General features: G+C 71.4%; 12 protein-coding genes. 8 read left to right on the plus strand and 4 right to left on the minus strand.

The window, feature by feature from the left end; translation table 11 throughout:
* Positions 1 to 33 precede the first annotated feature (33 nt).
* The 4 genes from ACYVDG_RS15695 (at position 34) to ACYVDG_RS15710 (ending at position 2,426) form a co-directional block, all read left to right on the plus strand.
* A complete protein-coding gene (locus ACYVDG_RS15695) occupies positions 34 to 999 on the plus strand; it encodes a TIGR03557 family F420-dependent LLM class oxidoreductase (RefSeq protein ID WP_460752226.1) in 966 nt (321 codons plus the stop codon).
* A gap of 460 nt (positions 1,000 to 1,459) precedes the next feature.
* Positions 1,460 to 1,654, plus strand: a complete 195-nt coding sequence (locus tag ACYVDG_RS15700; protein ID WP_460752229.1) for a hypothetical protein — start codon at positions 1,460 to 1,462, stop codon at positions 1,652 to 1,654.
* A gap of 33 nt (positions 1,655 to 1,687) precedes the next feature.
* Positions 1,688 to 1,975, plus strand: coding sequence for a hypothetical protein (locus ACYVDG_RS15705; protein WP_460752232.1), 288 nt, complete (start codon positions 1,688 to 1,690; stop codon positions 1,973 to 1,975).
* A 205-nt stretch (positions 1,976 to 2,180) separates the two neighbouring features.
* The gene (locus ACYVDG_RS15710; RefSeq protein ID WP_460752237.1) at positions 2,181 to 2,426 is read left to right on the plus strand and encodes a hypothetical protein; all 246 of its coding nucleotides are present in this window, start codon (positions 2,181 to 2,183) and stop codon (positions 2,424 to 2,426) included.
* Between the two features lie 104 nt (positions 2,427 to 2,530).
* On the opposite strand, the gene ACYVDG_RS15715 is transcribed toward ACYVDG_RS15710, so the two are convergent.
* The 3 genes from ACYVDG_RS15715 to ACYVDG_RS15725 all read right to left on the minus strand — a co-directional run bounded on the left by ACYVDG_RS15715 (position 2,531) and on the right by ACYVDG_RS15725 (position 7,530).
* Positions 2,531 to 5,029 (minus strand): ATP-dependent Clp protease ATP-binding subunit, encoded by a 2,499-nt coding sequence (locus tag ACYVDG_RS15715; RefSeq protein WP_460752242.1) that lies wholly within the window; start codon positions 5,027 to 5,029, stop codon positions 2,531 to 2,533.
* Between the two features lie 247 nt (positions 5,030 to 5,276).
* A complete protein-coding gene (locus ACYVDG_RS15720) occupies positions 5,277 to 6,857 on the minus strand; it encodes an MFS transporter (protein WP_460752246.1) in 1,581 nt (526 codons plus the stop codon).
* Between the two features lie 64 nt (positions 6,858 to 6,921).
* Positions 6,922 to 7,530 (minus strand): NADPH-dependent FMN reductase, encoded by a 609-nt coding sequence (locus tag ACYVDG_RS15725; protein WP_460752250.1) that lies wholly within the window; start codon positions 7,528 to 7,530, stop codon positions 6,922 to 6,924.
* Positions 7,531 to 7,679: 149 nt separating this feature from the next.
* Between ACYVDG_RS15725 and ACYVDG_RS15730 the strand changes: the two genes are divergently transcribed.
* From ACYVDG_RS15730 to metX, 3 genes are all read left to right on the plus strand, one after another.
* On the plus strand, positions 7,680 to 11,087 hold the full coding sequence (locus tag ACYVDG_RS15730) for a BTAD domain-containing putative transcriptional regulator (protein WP_460752253.1): 3,408 nt from the start codon (positions 7,680 to 7,682) through the stop codon (positions 11,085 to 11,087).
* A 153-nt stretch (positions 11,088 to 11,240) separates the two neighbouring features.
* A complete protein-coding gene (locus tag ACYVDG_RS15735) occupies positions 11,241 to 12,557 on the plus strand; it encodes a bifunctional o-acetylhomoserine/o-acetylserine sulfhydrylase (protein WP_460752256.1) in 1,317 nt (438 codons plus the stop codon).
* A gap of 47 nt (positions 12,558 to 12,604) precedes the next feature.
* Positions 12,605 to 13,726 carry a homoserine O-acetyltransferase MetX gene (gene metX, locus ACYVDG_RS15740; protein ID WP_460752480.1) on the plus strand — a complete coding sequence of 374 codons (1,122 nt, stop codon included), beginning with the start codon at positions 12,605 to 12,607 and terminating at the stop codon, positions 13,724 to 13,726.
* Positions 13,727 to 13,772: 46 nt separating this feature from the next.
* Here the strand turns inward: metX and ACYVDG_RS15745 are convergent, their stop codons facing one another.
* On the minus strand, positions 13,773 to 14,720 hold the full coding sequence (locus ACYVDG_RS15745; RefSeq protein ID WP_460752260.1) for an aldo/keto reductase: 948 nt from the start codon (positions 14,718 to 14,720) through the stop codon (positions 13,773 to 13,775).
* A gap of 175 nt (positions 14,721 to 14,895) precedes the next feature.
* Between ACYVDG_RS15745 and ACYVDG_RS15750 the strand changes: the two genes are divergently transcribed.
* Positions 14,896 to 15,300: a DnaJ family domain-containing protein gene (locus ACYVDG_RS15750; protein ID WP_460752264.1), complete on the plus strand. Its 405-nt coding sequence runs from the start codon at positions 14,896 to 14,898 to the stop codon at positions 15,298 to 15,300.
* The last annotated feature ends 1,194 nt before the right edge of the window (positions 15,301 to 16,494 follow it).

The following is a 16,494-nucleotide window of genomic DNA, read 5'->3' on the forward strand; positions in this document are numbered from 1 at the left end:
CGCACCGCGCGGCGGCAGAGAGGAATCGGGAGAATGACGCGCTTCGGATACTTCCTCGCCAGCGAGGAACACGGCCCTCGGGAGCTGGTGCGCCAGGCCAAGGCGGCGGAGGCGGCCGGTTTCGACGCCCTGTGGATCTCCGACCACTACCACCCGTGGCTGGGCGCCCAGGGCGAGTCCTCGTTCGTGTGGTCGGTGGTCGGGGCGATCGGCCAGACCACCTCCCTGCCCGTCACCACCGCGGTGACCTGCCCGACCACGCGCATCCACCCGGCGATCACCGCTCAGGCCGCGGCCACCGCCGCGCTGCTGACCAACGGGGGTTTCCGGCTCGGGGTGGGCACCGGCGAGGCGCTCAACGAGCACATCCTCGGCGATGCCTGGCCGCCCGCCGCACGGCGCATCGCGATGCTGGAGGAGGCCCTGGAAGTCATGCGCAAGCTCTGGGGCGGCAAGCTGGTCAGCCACCGGGGCGAGTTCTACACCGTCGACACCGCGCGCCTGTACACGCTCCCCGAGGAGCCGCCGCAGGTGTACATGTCGGCCTTCGGCCCCAAGGCCACCGCGTTGGCGGCCCGTGCGACCGACGGCCTCATCCAGGTGGCGCCCAGCGCCGGGACCGTCGCGGACTTCCGTGCCGGGGGCGGTGCGGGCAAGACGGTCCAGGGCGGCCTGAAGGTGTGCTGGGCGGCGTCCGAGGAGGAGGCGGTGCGGACCGTGCACGAGCGCTGGCCCACCGAGGCGCTGCCGGGCGAGTCCGTGCAGCTGCTGCCGCTGCCGCGCCATTTCGAGCAGCTCACCGACGCGCTGGTCACCCCGGAGATGGTGGCGGAGCAGGTCACCTGCGGACCCGACCCCGAGGCGCACGTCGCCGCCGTCGCCCCCTACCTGGAGGCGGGGGCGGACGAGGTGTACGTCTGCCAGGTCGGTGACGACCAGGACGGGTTCTTCGAGTTCTACGCCACCGAGGTCCTGCCCAGGCTCCGCAAGCGGTCGTAGCTCCGACGGGGACCCGACCGCGGGGCTGTGGAGAGGGAAGCGCCGGAATGGGCAGGGGGAAGGACAGGGGGAGAAGGGAGAAGGACAGAGAAGGCCAAACGGACAGAAGGATCTCCAGGAGAGGAGGAACCCGCATGAGTGCTCGCCGCAGTGACGCGACCGTGCGCCGACCTGATCCGATGCCGCCGGACCCGTTCCCGCCCACGCCGATGCCGCCAGAGCCGGTCCCACCGGATCCCACGCCGGTTCCGGAGCCGCCACCGCCGGAACCGGGACCCGAACCCGAGCCGGAGCCCGCCTGACGACGGCCTGAACCAACCGCTCGACGCCGCACTGTTGAATGCCCGATGAACGCCGCCGCGAGGGTCGCGGTTTGAGGGGCACACCGACGGGGGTGTGCCCCTCAGGGCTGTCCGGAACGCCGTGACGCATCGGCAGAGAGCCGGTCCAGCTGATCGGGATGAGAAGCCACGGACCCCTGTGGCTCGACGAATGCCTCACCGACGACTCCCTGGACGCGCTCGCCGACGACTGGAACTCCGACGTCATGCGCGTGGCCATGTACGTCCAGGAGGGCCACTTCGGGTGCGGCCAACGCTACCCCGACCTCATGGCCGAGGAGTTGTCGGCGGCCGGGAAGGGTAGGGGGCCGTGACCGGCTATCCCCAGATCCTCAGGAGGGCGGACTGTGGCGCGGTTGTACGCCTTGTTCGTGTGGCTGGTGTCCAGCAGCCCGTTCTCCTTCATGCACTACTTCGAAGTGCCTCCGGACAACCCCGAGGAAATGGTCAATCCCGGTCTTGTGCTCATGAGCTATGTGCCGCCGGTATTCGTATCCGGGATGGCGATCGGGCTCGGATACGCGGGCCAGGAAAGGAGCGGCTACGCCTACGTCCTCGCCGTGTTCCTCTTTCTGGTGATGGCGCTTCCCCACACGGTGGTCTACCTCAGGAACCGTTTCGCGCGCGAAGGCTAGTGCCGCTGTTACGGGCAGGGCGGCGGTACCGTGGCGTCGGTCAACCGGTCCGTGTTCGGGCCGATCAACCGCGCGCGTTTCGTCGCGGGGCCGCACGGGTAGTCCCTCGGCTGCCGGGCACCCGTCCCGCAAGCCCGGGCCAGGATGGGCCTGCCGTCCCCGAAACGCGCGCCCCCTGGCCGTCCCAGGAGTGAGGTCGTGCGCAGTGGTTTCCTCCGAACCCGCGAAACCCACCAGGAAACGTCTGGCCACCACGCTGGCCGTGCGCTCCACCGGGGTCCTGATCCTGATGGGAGTTGCTTTCTACAACCATGTCCGGGGAGAGGTCTTCCCGATCCTGGGGGTGGTGGTCGTGGTGCTGGGCTCCTTGACCCTGATCCCGCCCGCCATCGGGCTCGTCCGCGGTGACTACGTCTCCTCAGAGGACCGCGACCATCCCCGGGACGCCTGACCACCCCTGGGACACCCGAGTCGCGAACGGCCGCAACGGGACGGGCCCGGAGGGTGCCCCTCCGAGCCCGTCACCTTGACCGCGGGCCGGTATGTTCCTCCAGTTCAGTACGACGGCACGGTGGAGATGGTCAGCTGCTCGTCACCGTCCACGTCCACCACCAGGTGGTCCCCGGAGACCACCTGGTTGTCGAGCACCATCCTCGACAGCCGGTTGCCCACGTTGCGCTGGATGGTCCTGGCCAGCGGCCGCGCGCCGAACTCCGGCTGGTAGCCGCGCCGGGACAGCCACCTCACGGCCTCGTCGGTGAACCGCACCTGGATGTTCTGGGCCTTCAGGCGCTGTTCGGTCTGCTCCAGCATCAGGCGGGTGATCTGGCCGATCTCCTCCTCACCCAGCTGGTGGAAGACGATGACCTCGTCGATGCGGTTGAGGAACTCCGGGCGGAACTCCTCGCGCAGCCTGCGCATCACGCGGCGTTCGGTGTCGGGGTCCATGCCGCCGTCGGCGCTGAACCCCATGGGGCCGCCGCCGGTGAGGGCCTCCGAACCCAGGTTGCTCGTCATGATGATCACCGTGTTCCGGAAGTCCACGGTGCGGCCCTGGCCGTCGGTGAGCCTGCCGTCGTCCAGGAGCTGGAGCAGCAGGTTGAACACCTCCGGGTGGGCCTTCTCGACCTCGTCGAGCAGCATGACGGAGTAGGGGTGCCGGCGGACCGCCTCGGTGAGCTGACCGGCCTCCTCGTAGCCCACGAAGCCGGGAGGCGCACCGGTGAGGCGGCTCGCCGTGTGCCGCTCCTGGAACTCGCTCATGTCGATCCGGACCATGGCCTCCTCGGAGCCGAACAGCGACTCCGCGAGCGCCCGCGCGAGCTCGGTCTTGCCGACACCGGTCGGCCCGAGGAAGAGGAAGCTGCCCACCGGACGGTCGGGGTCGCCGAGACCGGCGCGGTTGCGGCGGATGGCCTCGGAGACGGCGGTGACCGCCTCGTCCTGGCCGATCACCCGGTCGTGCAGCACCTCCTCCAGGTTGACCAGCCGCTCCCGCTCCTCCTGGGTCAGCTGCTTGACCGGGATCCCGGTGCTGCGGGAGACAACTTCGGCGATGTCGGCCGCGCCGACCTCGGGAACGGCCGAGCCGGTACCGCGCGCCTGGTGCACGCTGCCCTTGGCGGAGTTGATCTCGTCGCGCAGCCGGGAGGCTTTCTCGTACTCCTCCTCCTGGACCGCCTTCTCCTTCTCCTCCTCCAGGCCCTTGAGCTTCGTCTCCAGCTCGCGCAACCCGGAGCTGGACGAGCGCAGGCGCAGCCGGACCCTCGCCCCGGCCTGGTCGACGAGGTCGATCGCCTTGTCCGGCAGGAACCGGTCGGTGACGTAGCGGTCGGACAGCTCGGCCGCGGAGACCAGGCTCTCGTCGCTGAAGCGCACCTGGTGGTGGGCCTCGTAGCGGTCCTGGAGCCCCCGCAGGATGTCCACGGTGTCCTCAACGGAGGGCTCGGGTACCTGGATCGGCTGGAACCGCCGTTCGAGGGCGGCGTCCTTCTCGACGTTCTTGCGGTACTCGTCGACGGTGGTCGCGCCGATGATGTGCAGCTCCCCGCGGGCCAGCGCGGGCTTGAGCATGTTGCCCGCGCTGGTCGACCCCTCGGAGGCGCCCGCCCCGACCAAGGTGTGGATCTCGTCGATGAAGATGAGCAGGTGGTCCGAGTGCGCGCGGATCTCGTCGACGATCGCGTTGAGCCGCTCCTCGAAGTCACCCCGGTAACGGGTGCCCGCCACGACCCCGGACAGGTCCAGCTGGACCAGCCGACGGCCGCGCAGGGTCTCGGGCACGTCGTCGTCGAAGATGCGCTGGGCGATACCCTCCACGATCGCGGTCTTGCCCACACCGGGGTCGCCGATGAGCACCGGGTTGTTCTTGCGGCGCCGAGCCAGCACCTCGATGCACTGCTCCACCTCCGCCTCACGGCCGACCACCGGGTCCAGGCGCCCCTCCCGGGCGAGCGCGGTCATGTCGGTGCCGAACTCGTCCAGCTGCGGGGTGTTCGACGGCTCCGGCTCGCTCTGCTCCCCGGCGGGCGCCGGACCGGCCGCCTTCTGCAGGGCCTGCGGCGTGATGCCGGAGTCGCGCAGGAGCTGACCCACCGGCGCGTCGGGGTTGACGGCCAGCGCGAAGAGCAGGTGCTCGGGCGTGATGCTGGAACTGCCGGTGGCGCGGGCGATCTGGAGGGCGTCGAGGAAGGCGCGCTTGGCGGAGGGCGTAAGCCGGGCCGAACCGCCGCGCACCGCGCGGGGAGCCTGGGAGACCGCCTGGTCGACGACGTCCTCCAGCGGCTTGAGGTCGCCGTCGGTGCGTCCGAGGAGTTCGCGGACGGCCGGGTAGCGCAGCAGCGACCAGAGCAGGTGGATCGCGTCGACGTCGCTGCCGCCGCTCTCCAGGGTGCGCCGGACGGCGGCGTCGGCGACCTGCCGGGCTTCGGGGCTCATCAGTTTGGAGAGGTCGACGCGTCGGACGGGTCCGCGGGATCCGCTGAGGAAGCGCGCCAGGAACTCGTCGAAGGAGCCGGGCTCCCCGCCCGGGCCGTCGGGAAAGTCGGTGCTCATCTGGTGTCGTCCCCCGTGTGATGACAGGCCTGAGTAGTGGCGTGATGACGGTATCTGGATGTCGGTGTGCCGGTCGGTCATGACCGCGGGTGTGGGGATTATAGGGCGTCCCCCGATCCCTACACCTTCCTCCCCAACCTCCCCGCACTCAAGAACCTTCCCGTACGCGGGGGCGGCACGGAAGGACCGTCCCACCCGTGCCGCCGCCGGCACCGCTCCCGGAGCCGCTTCCCGGGGACCGGAGTCCTCAACCCATCGGCCCCGCGGTGTGCTCCGGCGGTGCCTCGCCCGTGTCCTGGGGCTGGTCGGCCCGGTGCCCCCGGAGCAGGACCATCATGGTGACCGCCGCCGCGAACAGCAGCGCCGCTCCGACCCCGGCAGTGACCTGGAGCCCCTGCCCGAAGGCGGTACCGGCAGCCTCGCGCAGCGCGGCCCCGGTGGAACCGCCCAGGTCCTCGGAGATCGCGACCGCCGCGCCGATACTGTTCCCGGCGGCCTCGCCGGTCTGCTCGGGCACCCCCTCGGGCAGGGAACCGCCCAGGCCGATCCGGTACACCGCCAACCCCAAGCTGCCCATCAGCGCCAGGGACAGCGTCTGGCCCATACCCGTGGTCACGTCGTTGACTGCCGAGGCCGATCCGGCGCGCTCCATCGGCACGCTGGAAATGGCCAGCTGGCTGCCGAGCGTCATCACCGGGCCGCCGCCGATCGAGACCACCGTGGTCCCGAGCACCAGGGCCCACACCGTGCCGGTCCCCGACGCCATCGCGATGGTCACCATGCCGACTACCCCGAGCAGCATTCCGCCGCCGACCACCGCGCCGGTGGGCAGGAACCGGATGAGCACCGGGGTGACCATCGTGGCCGCGAACGCTGCCACCGCGGGGATGGTCAGCAACAGCCCCACCAGCCCCGGGGAGATCCCCAGGACCGACTGCAGGTACTGCACCAGGAACAGGTCGGTGCCGGCGGTGAACAGCAGCATCAGCATTCCCATGGACACCGCCAGCGCGAACACCCGCCGGGTGAACATGCCCAGATCCATCAGGGGGTCGTCCAACCGCCGCTGGCGCCGTAGGAACAGCCACAGCAGTGCCGAACCGAGTACCACCGCGGCCAGCAGCAGGGGCCGCGCGCCTTGGGCGGCCAGCTCCTGCAGCCCGTAGACCAGCGCGACCAGTGCCACCGTGGACAGCAGCACACTGAGCACGTCTGGGCGGCCCGCGTCCGGATCACGGAACTCCGGCAGCAGGAACGGCAGGGTGACCAAGGCCAGCAGGGCCACCGGGACGTTGATGAGGAACAGCGAACCCCACCAGAAGAACTCCAGCAGCAGTCCGCCGATCGGCGGACCCAGCGCCATACCGACCGAGAAAGCGCTCAGGTTGAGCGCCACCGCCGTGGAGAACTGCTTGGGGTCGGGGAACATCTGCCGCAGCAGCGACAGCGTGGACGGGGAGATGGCCGCCACGGACACACCGATCAGAGCCCGAGCCGCGACGAGGGTCTCGGGGTTGGGCGAGAACGCGGCCATTGTGGAGGCTGCGGCGTAGGCGGTCAGTCCGATCAGCAGCAGGCGCCGCCGCCCGACCCGGTCGCCCAGCCGCCCCATCGTGAGCACCAGGCCCGCGCCGAGCAGCTCGCCCACGTGCAGGATCCACAGGGACTGGGTGGCCGAGGGTTGCAGGTCCGCGCCGATCGCGGGCAGCGCCAGGAAGAGGACGGAGACGTCGTTGGCCATCATGAAGATAGGCAGCGTCAGGATCGCCAGACCGAACCAGGCGGTGCGTCCCGCGCGCGGTGGATTCGGTGCCTGTGTGGTGGACATGGTTTCCTCGCTCGGGTCGGCGGACCCTCGGGTTCGGGGCGGGCAATGGGGGGGAGTGCCGGGATCAGGCGTGCTCGGGCTCGGCCGCGCGGTGGTTGCGCAGGGCGCGCGCCCACCAGCTGAGCTGGTCGAGCATGTCGTTGGCCGCCTCGGCGCTGGCCTTGGCATCCTTGGGCCAGCCGCCCTCCGCGTCGAACCCGTCCCAGAAGTTGGGGAAGCAGACGTTGTCGCGGACCGACGTGGCCCGGAGCTCGGCGAAGACCGTCCGCAGCTGCTGGACGGCGTGCATGCCGCCGGAGACCCCGCCGTAGGACACGAAACCGACCGGCTTGGCGGCCCACTCGTCGTGGAACCAGTCGATCGCGGTCTTGAGCGGGGCCGGGAAGCTGCGGTTGTACTCGGGTGTGACCACGACGAAGCCGTCGGCGGCGGCCAGCCGCGGCGAGAGCTCCTCGACCGCCTCGGGCAGCGGAGAGTCCTCCACCATGCGGTCCGGCAGTTCGGTCTCGGCGAGGTCGACCACCTCCACCTCGACGCCCGGGTACTCGCGGGCCGTCCGGAGGAACCAGCGTGCGACGGTCGGGCCGAACCTGCCCTCGCGGGTGCTGCCGACGATCAGGGCCAGACGGACGGGTGCGCTGCTGTCGCTCGCGCTGCGGCTCACGGGGATCACTCCTCTTCTTGCGGTGTACTTCTGCGGTGCTGGTCCCAGACTCGGACCACCCGCACTCGGTACACACTCGTGTCGCACTCGGTGCGCACCCACCCCGCCCGTCCTCCGCACTCGGCCCGCCCAGTGCCCGCACTCGGTACGGTGAGGGCATGCGCTTCGGTGTGCTCGGCCCGGTCGCCGCCTGGACCCCCGGCGGCACCTCCGTCGCGGTCCCCGAACACAAGGTCCGCGCCCTGCTCGCCGACCTCGTCCTGAGCCGGGGCCGCCCCGTCTCCGTGGACCGCTTGGTCGAGGACGTGTGGGGCGCCGAGGCACACCCGCGCAGCCCCGAACGCGCCCTGCAGCGCAAGGTGTGGGCGTTGCGCCGGGCGCTGGAGGAGGCAGAACCCGGAGCCAAAGCGCTCATCCGGTTCCGCTCACCCGGATACCTGCTCGACGTCCCGTCCGAGGCCGTGGACGCCGGACGCTTCCACACCCTGGTGGGGTCCGCCCGCGACGCCGACGATCCGCGCACCCGGGCCGAACTGCTCGCCGGAGCCCTCGACCTGTGGCGCGGCCCCGCCTTGGCCGACCTCGCCGACGAGGAGTTCGTCCAACCCGCCCGCACCCGCCTGGAGGAGGAACGCCTGGCGGCGGTGGAGGAACACGCCTTCGCACGCCTGGAACTCGGCGAGCACCGGCAGGTCGCCGACGTGCTGCGCGAACTCGTCACGGCACACCCCCTGCGCGAACGCCTGGTCGCCGCCCACATGCGCGCCCTGTACGAGGACGGCCGCCAGGCCGATGCCCTGGCCGCGCACACCGCGCTCGCCGAACGCCTGCGGGAGGAGCTGGGCGTTGATCCCGGGGCCGAGGTGGCGGAGCTGCACGGCCGGATCCTGCGCCAGGAACCCCTGAGGGAACCTGCCCCCGCACCCGGGTACGGGTCCGGCTGTGGGACCGAACCCGCCCCTGCTCGCGAGGAGGAACGGCCGCCGCGGCCGCGCTTGCCCCTTCCCCTCACCGGCCTCCTCGGCCGCGAGGACGAGGTGCGCGGGGTCCGTTCCCTCCTGGACACCGAACGCCTGGTCACCCTCACCGGCTTCGGCGGGGTAGGCAAGACGCGCCTGGCCACTGCCCTGGCCCACGAACTCGACGAGGTCCTCGCCGACGGCGTCCACATGGTCGAGTACGCCACCCAGCGCCACCAGCCCGGAAGCGATCCCGTAGCGGCATCGGCCCCGGGAGTCCCCGACCCCGCCGAGGCCCTCGCCCGCGTTCTCGGCGTCCGCGACGACAGCGCATGCGAGACCCTCGACATCCTGGTGCACGTCCTGGCCGACCAGGAGACCCTCCTGGTCCTCGACAACTGCGAGCAGGTCACCGCCCCGGTGGCGGACCTGGTCACGGCCCTCCTCTCCCGCCTACCCCGGCTCCGGATCCTGGCCACCAGCCGCGAACCCCTCGGTGTGCGGGGGGAGGTCCTCCACGCCGTCGACCCGCTCCCGGTACCACCCGCCGACGCCGGACCCGCACACGTCCGCCACTCGAGCGCGGTCCAGCTCTTCGTCGCCCGTGCCGCCGCCTCCGCGCCCGGCTTCGAGCTCACCGACGAAAACGCCGCCGACATCGCCCTGCTCACCCGGCGCCTGGACGGCATCCCGCTCGCTCTCGAACTCGCCGCCACCCGCGTGCGCACGCTCGGTGTCGACGGTGTCCTGAGACGGCTGGACGACCGCTTCCGCCTCCTGGCGACCGCACAGCGCCACCTGCCGCTGCGCCAGCGCACCCTCCGCGCGATGATCGACTGGAGCTGGGACCTGCTGGAGAAGGACGAGCGGGTCCTACTGCGGCGCCTGTCCGTGTTCACCGGGGGCTGGACCGCCGAAACCGCCGAGGCGGTGTGCTCCGACGGGGCCGGAGCCGACGCGGAGGGGACAGAGAGCCCCGGCGGGGGAGGCTTCGCCGGGCAACAGCTGGCCGCGGAGGAGATCCTCGACCTGCTCGTCAGGCTCGTCGACCGCTCGCTTGTGGTCGCCGCCGACGACCCGCGCACCGGCCGCCGCTTCCACCTACTGGAGTCCATCGCCGAGTACGCCTGCCAGCGCCTGCACGAGGCCGGTGAGGCCGACGACCTCCAGTACCGGCACACCCTCCACTACACCGACCTGGCCGAACGCTCACAGACCACCCTCTTCGGCGACGACCAAGGGCAGGGCCTGTGGCGCCAGGACGCCGAATGGGCGAACCTGCACGCCGCCCTCGACGACGCCGTCCGCCGTGGTGCGGCCGAACCAGCGCTGCGCCTGGCCGGAGCGCTGGCCTGGTACTGGTACCTGCGCGGCAGGTACTGGGAGGGTTACCGGGCCCTCACCCGCGCCCAGGGCGTCACCGGCGCCGACGACCTGCCCGTGCTTTCTGTGACGACCGGGGCGGTGGTCGTGGTGTTCACGATCCTCACCGGTACCCGGGACGACCACGTCGGGAGGGCGCGCGCCGCCCTCAGTGCCTTCGACGGGCTGGCGGATTCCGACGGGCCGGAGGACACCGCTGCGGCGGACATCCCCCTCGAACGCGCGCGAGCGGCGTGGATGCTCGGGTTCGTGCTCCAGAGCCGGGGTGACCAGAGCGTCAGCGAGGATCTGGTGCAAGAGGCCCTGGAGACTTTCCGCGCGCGCGACGACACCTGGGGGCTGGCCGCTGCCCTGGTGGCCCAGTCCTCACACGCACTGGGCCGCGGTGAGCTGGACCTCTCCGAACGGCAGGCGCAGGAGGCGCTCGACCTGTTCGAGGGGGCGGGCGACGCCTGGGGGAGGATGAGCGCCCAGATCACCTTGGCCGTCCTCTCCGAGGCGCGCGGCGACTACGCCGACGCCACCCTCCTGCGCGAGTCCGCCCTGGCCGCCGCCGAGAAGCTGGAGCTGTGGGTGGAGGTCGCCGGGGCGCTGGCCGGGCTCGGCCGGATCGCCCTGTTGGAGGGTGACTTCGACCGCGCGGACGACTTGCACGGCCGGGCACTGGAACTGCTCCGGGGGCACGGCGACATCGCCAACCTGCAGTACGCCCAGATGGGGCTCGCGCTCACCGCCCGGCGCAGGGGCCGCCTCGGCGAGGCAGAGGAGCTCGTCCGGGAGATGGCCGCGTGGTCGCTGCGGGTCGACTGGCTGCCCGGGGCCGCTCTGGCCCTGGCCGAGCTCGGCTTCGTCGCCGAGCTGCGGGGTGATGCCGAGGAGGCGCTGCGGACGCACGCGGAGGGGCTCGCCGCGGCTCGGAGGACCGGGGACGCCCGCGCGGTCGCCCTCGGGCTGGAAGGGCTCGCCGGGGCGCGGGCGCTCAGCGGCCGGAACGGAGCCGCCGCGCGCCTGCTGGGCGCCGCCGCGGCGGCCCGGCAGTCGGTGGGGACGCCGCTGCCGGAGGCCGAGCGCGGCGACGTGGACCGGATCGCCGAGCGCATCCGCGCGGACCTGGGGGAGAGCGGGTTCGAGAGGGAGTTTGAAGCCGGGCAGGCGCTCGGCCCCGACGCACTGTCCGCGGAAGAGGGTGTGTCCGCCGCCCCCGCCGGGATAGCGGGGCGTTGAGGGCGCGCCGTTCGCAGCCCTTCCCGTCATGGGGGTGAGCGCGGATTTGCTCTGACCGTTCTCGCTGACCCGCTGGCCGGACCCGGTCGCAAGGTGTTAACCTCGCAGGTATTTCCTACCTTTTCGGTCTGATTTATCTGTGGGAGGCCTTCCTTGAGCACCGACACTACCCCGGAGCAGTCTTGGTCCTTCGAGACCCAGCAGATCCACGCCGGGGCCGAGCCAGACCCCACCACCAACGCGCGGGCCACGCCGATCTACCAGACGACCTCGTACGTCTTCCGGGACAGCCAGCACGGTGCTGACCTGTTCAGCCTCGCCGAGCCCGGCAACATCTACACGCGTATCGGCAACCCCACTCAGGACGTGTTCGAGCAGCGCCTGACCGCTCTGGAGGGCGGGGTCGGCTCGGTCGCCTTCGCCTCCGGATCGGCCGCGACCACCGCCGCGATCCTCAACCTGGTCGGCGCCGGAGACCACCTGGTCGCCAGCCCCCTGCTCTACGGCGGCACGTACAACCTCTTCCAGCACACGCTGCCCAAGCTGGGTATCCAGGTGTCCTTCGTCGAGGACCAGGACGACCCGGAGGCGTGGAAGGCCGCCACCCGTCCGGAGACCAAGCTCTATTTCGCCGAGACCCTCGCCAACCCCGGCGGCAACGTCCTGGACGTGCGCACCGTCGCTGACACCGCGCACGGGGCCGGGGTCCCGCTGATCGTGGACAACACCGTGCCCACCCCCTACCTCCTGCGCCCCATCGACCACGGCGCCGACATCGTCGTGCACTCGGCCACTAAGTACCTCGGCGGCCACGGCACCACCGTGGCCGGGGCAGTCGTCGACGCGGGCACCTTCGACTTCGGGGCCCACGGCGACCGCTTCCCCGGTTTCGTCGAGCCCGACGCCAGTTACCACGGCCTCAAGTACTGGGAGGCGCTCGGTCCGGGCGCCTACGCCGCCAAACTGAGGGTTCAGCTGCTGCGCGACACCGGTGCGGCCATCGCCCCGTTCAACTCGTTCCTGATCCTCCAGGGCATCGAGACGCTGTCCCTGCGAATCGAACGCCACGTCGAGAACACCCAGGCCCTGGCCGAGTGGCTGGAGTCCCGCGACGAGGTCGAGCGGGTCCACTACGCGGGCCTGGCCTCCAGCCCTTCCTACGACCGGGCCCGGAAATACCTGCCCAAGGGCGCGGGCGCCGTCCTCTCCTTCGAGCTGCGCGGCGGGGTGGACGCCGGTCGGGCCTTCGTGGACGGCACCGAACTCTTCAGCCAGCTCGTCAACATCGGCGACGTCCGCAGCCTCATCGTGCACCCGGCCAGCACCACCCACAGCCAGCTCGCGGACGACGAGCAGGCCGCGTCCGGAATCACCCCGGGGCTGGTCCGCCTAGCGGTCGGCTTGGAACACGTCGACGACCTCCGGTCCGACCTCGAGCTCGGCTTCCGTGCGGCCAAGGAGCACCAGTGACCGACGGTCACCGCCCTTCCGTCCCAGGTCAGGGCCCCGGGCATGGCCTGGGTCCGACCTTCGGAGGTTGGCGAGAGGGCGACCCGGTCGGCGAGCGCCTATGGGTCCACCTGGATCGGCCCGTGGAACTGGAGTCCGGGGAACACCTGCCCGGCGTGCGCCTGGCCTATCAGACCTGGGGGCGGCTCAACCCCGGCGCCACCAACGCGGTCCTGGTCCTGCACGCCCTCACCGGCGACGCCCACCTCACCGGCCCGGCCGGTCCGGGGCATCCCAGCCCCGGCTGGTGGGAGGGGCTGATCGGTCCCGGGCTGGCCCTGGACACCGACCGTTACTGCGTGGTGGCCCCCAACATCCTGGGCGGTTGCCAGGGCAGCACCGGTCCGTCCTCTCCCGCGCCAGACAGGCGGCCGTGGGGGAGCAGGTTCCCCCGGATCACCGTGCGCGACACCGTGCGGGCAGAGGAGGCGCTCGCCGACACGCTGGGAGTAGGTTCCTGGGCGGCGGTGGTCGGCGGGTCCATGGGTGGGATGCGGGCACTGGAGTGGGCGCTCACCTTCCCCGACCGGGTCGGCCGGGCCCTCATCCTGGCCTGTCCGGCGGCCACAACCGCCTGGCAGATTGCCTGGGCCGCACCGCAGCTGCACGCCATCCGAGCGGACCCCGACTGGTTCGGCGGCGACTACCATTCCACTTCGCGCGCGCCCGTGAGCGGCTTGGGGGTTGCGCGCCGGATCGCGCACATCACCTACCGGGGCGCGGGGGAGTTCGACGCGCGCTTCGGCCGTTCCGCGCAGGAAGGCGAGGACCCAGCCGCCGAGGTGCGGTACGCGGTGGAGTCCTACCTCGACCACCATGCGTGGAAGCTGGCCCGCCGCTTCGACCCGGCCAGCTACACAGTGCTCACCGAGGCGATGAACGGGCACGATATCGGTCGTGGCCGCGGTGGATCCGCGGCCGCGCTCGGCGCGATGCCGGAGAGGACGATCGTCGCCGGGGTGACCAGCGACCACCTGTACCCGCTCGCGCAACAGGAGGAGATTGCCAGACACCTACCGGTTCCCGGCACGGCCCGGGTGATCGACTCCCCGCACGGCCACGACGGTTTTCTCATCGAGACCGACCAGGTCGGCGCGCTGGTCAAGGAACTGCTGTCCGACGCGGGGTGAGCACGCACGGCTCGCCCCGCGTCGGCCGGGGCCGATCAGTACGGGGTCAGGCCGAGGCCCCGTCCAAGCGGGCGGTCTCCTCGGGGCTCAACCGCAGTTCGTTCAGGGCCAGGAGGCCCTTGAGCTGGTCCAGGTCGCGGGCGCTGGAGAGCACCGAGGCCACACCGGGGCGCGCTACGAGCCAGGCCAGTGCCACCGTGGACAGCTCCGCCGAGCGCTCGGCGGCGATCGCGTCCAGGGCGGCCAGCACCCGTTCACCGCGCGGGTGGTCCAGGTAAGCGCGGGCCTTCGCCGCGCGGGGGCTGTTGTCGGCGGTGCTGCCCGGTCGGTATTTGCCGGTGAGGAAGCCGCGGGCCAGCCCGAAGTAGGGCAGTAGGGCAAGGCCTTCTTCCCGGGCCAGCGGCACCAGGTCCCGCTCGGTCCCGCGCTCGACGAGGTTGTACTGCGGCTGTACGCACACGGGGCGGTGCCAGCCGTTCTCGTCGCAGGCCGACACCCACTCGCGGATGCGCTCGGGGCTGTGGTTGGACAGGCCCGCGTACCGGATCTTGCCCTCGTCGACCAGGCCGGAGAAGGCTTCGGCGCTCTCGGTGATGGGAGTTTCGGCGTCGTCGAAGTGGGCGTAGTAGAGGTCCACGGTCTCCAGGCCGAGCCGCTGCAGGGAGGCTTCGGCGGCGGCCTTGACGTTGCTGGCGGACAGGCCCTTGAAGTCCGGGTGCTGGCTCACCTTGGTGGCGATGACCGTGTCGCCGTGCCCGCGCGAGGCCAGCCAGCGCCCGATGACCCGCTCGGACTCGCCGCCGGTGTGGCCCTCGACCCAGGCCGAGTAGGAGTCGGCGGTGTCGATGAAGTTGCCGCCGCTCTCCCGGTACGCGTCCAGGATCGCGAAGGAGGTGTCCTCGTCGGCCGTCCAGCCGAAGACGTTGCCGCCCAGGTTCAGCGGGCTGACCTGCAGGTCGGAGGTGCCGAGCTGGCGCAGGTGGGTGTCGTGCATGCTCACCGTTCCGTGTGTCCCCGCGAGGGGTGGGGTTGCTTCGCCTCCACGCTAGAGGAGCCGGATCCCGGATCCGGGGGCCACGCGGGATTCCGAGGGGCCCAGTGCATCATGGAGACAGGGCCTTGCCCCCTCCCGTGCGTGTCCGCTGACTGAACCCCGAGGAGACGGTTCGATGACAGAGCGCAAACCACCCGGTACGGGTTTCGAGTCGTGGATCGACACCCAGATTCGGCAGGCCAGGGAACGGGGGGAGTTCGACGACCTCCCCGGCGAGGGCAAGCCGATCGCCGACATCGACCGGCCCTACGACGAGAACTGGTGGATCAAGCGGAAGCTCAAGAGCGAGAGCGTCTCGCTGCTGCCGCCCACCCTGCGGCTGCGCAAGGAGGCCGAGGACACCCTCGAGGAGGCCAGCGGGGCCAGGACCGAGAAACGGGTGCGCGAGCTCCTGGAGGGCCTCAACAAGAAGATCCGCGAGATGAACTCCAGCCCCGCCCCGGGCCCGCCACTCAACCTCATGCCCTACGACATCGACGCATTCCTCGAGAAGAAGTGGCGCGGACCGGCCGAATCCTGACCCCGTGGGGGCGATCGTGGCATGGAAATCGCCCAGTTGTTGGGTGGCGCCCGCGCGGAGACGTGCGGTCCGGGTTCGGTCAACCTGGTCGGGAACGGGGACCAACATCGTTGTCTCGGGGTTCGGGGCTCAGGGCTCGGGGGTTGTCTCGGTGGGCGTTGCCCGTGGGGGTGTGGGGTTCGCTGGGGTTTGGGTCTGTGGTCTGGTGCGGGTGGTTGCCCCGTTTCCTGCCGCTTGATGGTGGCCGTCTCCGCTGCGCGCCTCAAGGTCGTCGCCGTCGAAGCGCTGGCGCGCTATCGCAGGCGCTCCACCTTGACCCGCTTCGCTGCGACGGCGGGTCGGCGGCAGTCAGGAAACGGGGGCGTGTGGTCGGGGCCTGAAGGGGCCCTTCGGGCCCGGGCCTGCGGCCCGGTGGGCCGGGCTTCGCCCGGCCGGGCCGGGTGCCCCGGCCCTCCGGCCGTGGCCGGCCGGATTCCTGCCCGTCCGTCTGGCTTCATCGGCCAGCGCGTCGCAATCCAGTGACCAGCCGGCGACGAAGGACCCGATCAGGCCGGGCGGGTGGCTGGGCGCGTCCCACCGGTCTTTCGGTCAGGCCTGGGCCCTCTTTCCAACGATGATCTTGCTCCCAGCTCCACCCTCGGCCGTCGAGGGTGGAGCTGGGGGCAAGATCATCGGGGATGAACCGGTTTCGGAAGCAGCGGTCATCTTCGCCGGGCCAGTTTCGGACAGCGGGGCTGCCCCGGGGGCAGCCGCTACCCCCGGTGGAGGCACCCGGGGCGCCGAGCCCCCGCCCAGAAGCACCCGGGGCCGGTGAGCCCCCTCCCTGGAGGCAATCTCGGCGCCCAAAATGACTCCAGCAGGGGGGTTCGATGCCCTGGAACCCACACCCGACCGGTTCACCGGCACCACCCGCACCCGTATGGGCCACCCACCACCGAGCCGCCAGACCGGTGGGACGCGCCCAGCCACCCGCCCGGCCTGATCGGGTCCTTCGTCGCCCACCGGTCACTGGATTGCGACGCGCCTGCCGACGCAACCAGACCTACGGGAAGGAATCCGGCCGGCCACGGCCGGACCCGGCCGAAGGCCGGGGACAGTTCCCGGCCGAAGGCCGGTCCCGTCGCCACCCCGACCACACGCCCCCCGTTTCCTGACTGCCGCCGACCCGCCGTCGCAGTGAAGCGGGTCAAGGTG

The sequence above is a fragment of the Nocardiopsis oceani genome (assembly GCF_054777395.1).

What these genes read in the sequence shown, in the direction of transcription:
- ACYVDG_RS15745 (WP_460752260.1), bottom strand. Translation starts at nt 14,720, where the DNA reads ATGCACGACACCCACCTGCGCCAGCTCGGCACCTCCGACCTGCAGGTC.
- ACYVDG_RS15695 (WP_460752226.1), top strand. Translation starts at nt 34, where the DNA reads ATGACGCGCTTCGGATACTTCCTCGCCAGCGAGGAACACGGCCCTCGG.
- ACYVDG_RS15730 (WP_460752253.1), top strand. Translation starts at nt 7,680, where the DNA reads ATGCGCTTCGGTGTGCTCGGCCCGGTCGCCGCCTGGACCCCCGGCGGC.
- ACYVDG_RS15750 (WP_460752264.1), top strand. Translation starts at nt 14,896, where the DNA reads ATGACAGAGCGCAAACCACCCGGTACGGGTTTCGAGTCGTGGATCGAC.
- ACYVDG_RS15715 (WP_460752242.1), bottom strand. Translation starts at nt 5,029, where the DNA reads ATGAGCACCGACTTTCCCGACGGCCCGGGCGGGGAGCCCGGCTCCTTC.
- ACYVDG_RS15720 (WP_460752246.1), bottom strand. Translation starts at nt 6,857, where the DNA reads ATGTCCACCACACAGGCACCGAATCCACCGCGCGCGGGACGCACCGCC.
- ACYVDG_RS15700 (WP_460752229.1), top strand. Translation starts at nt 1,460, where the DNA reads ATGAGAAGCCACGGACCCCTGTGGCTCGACGAATGCCTCACCGACGAC.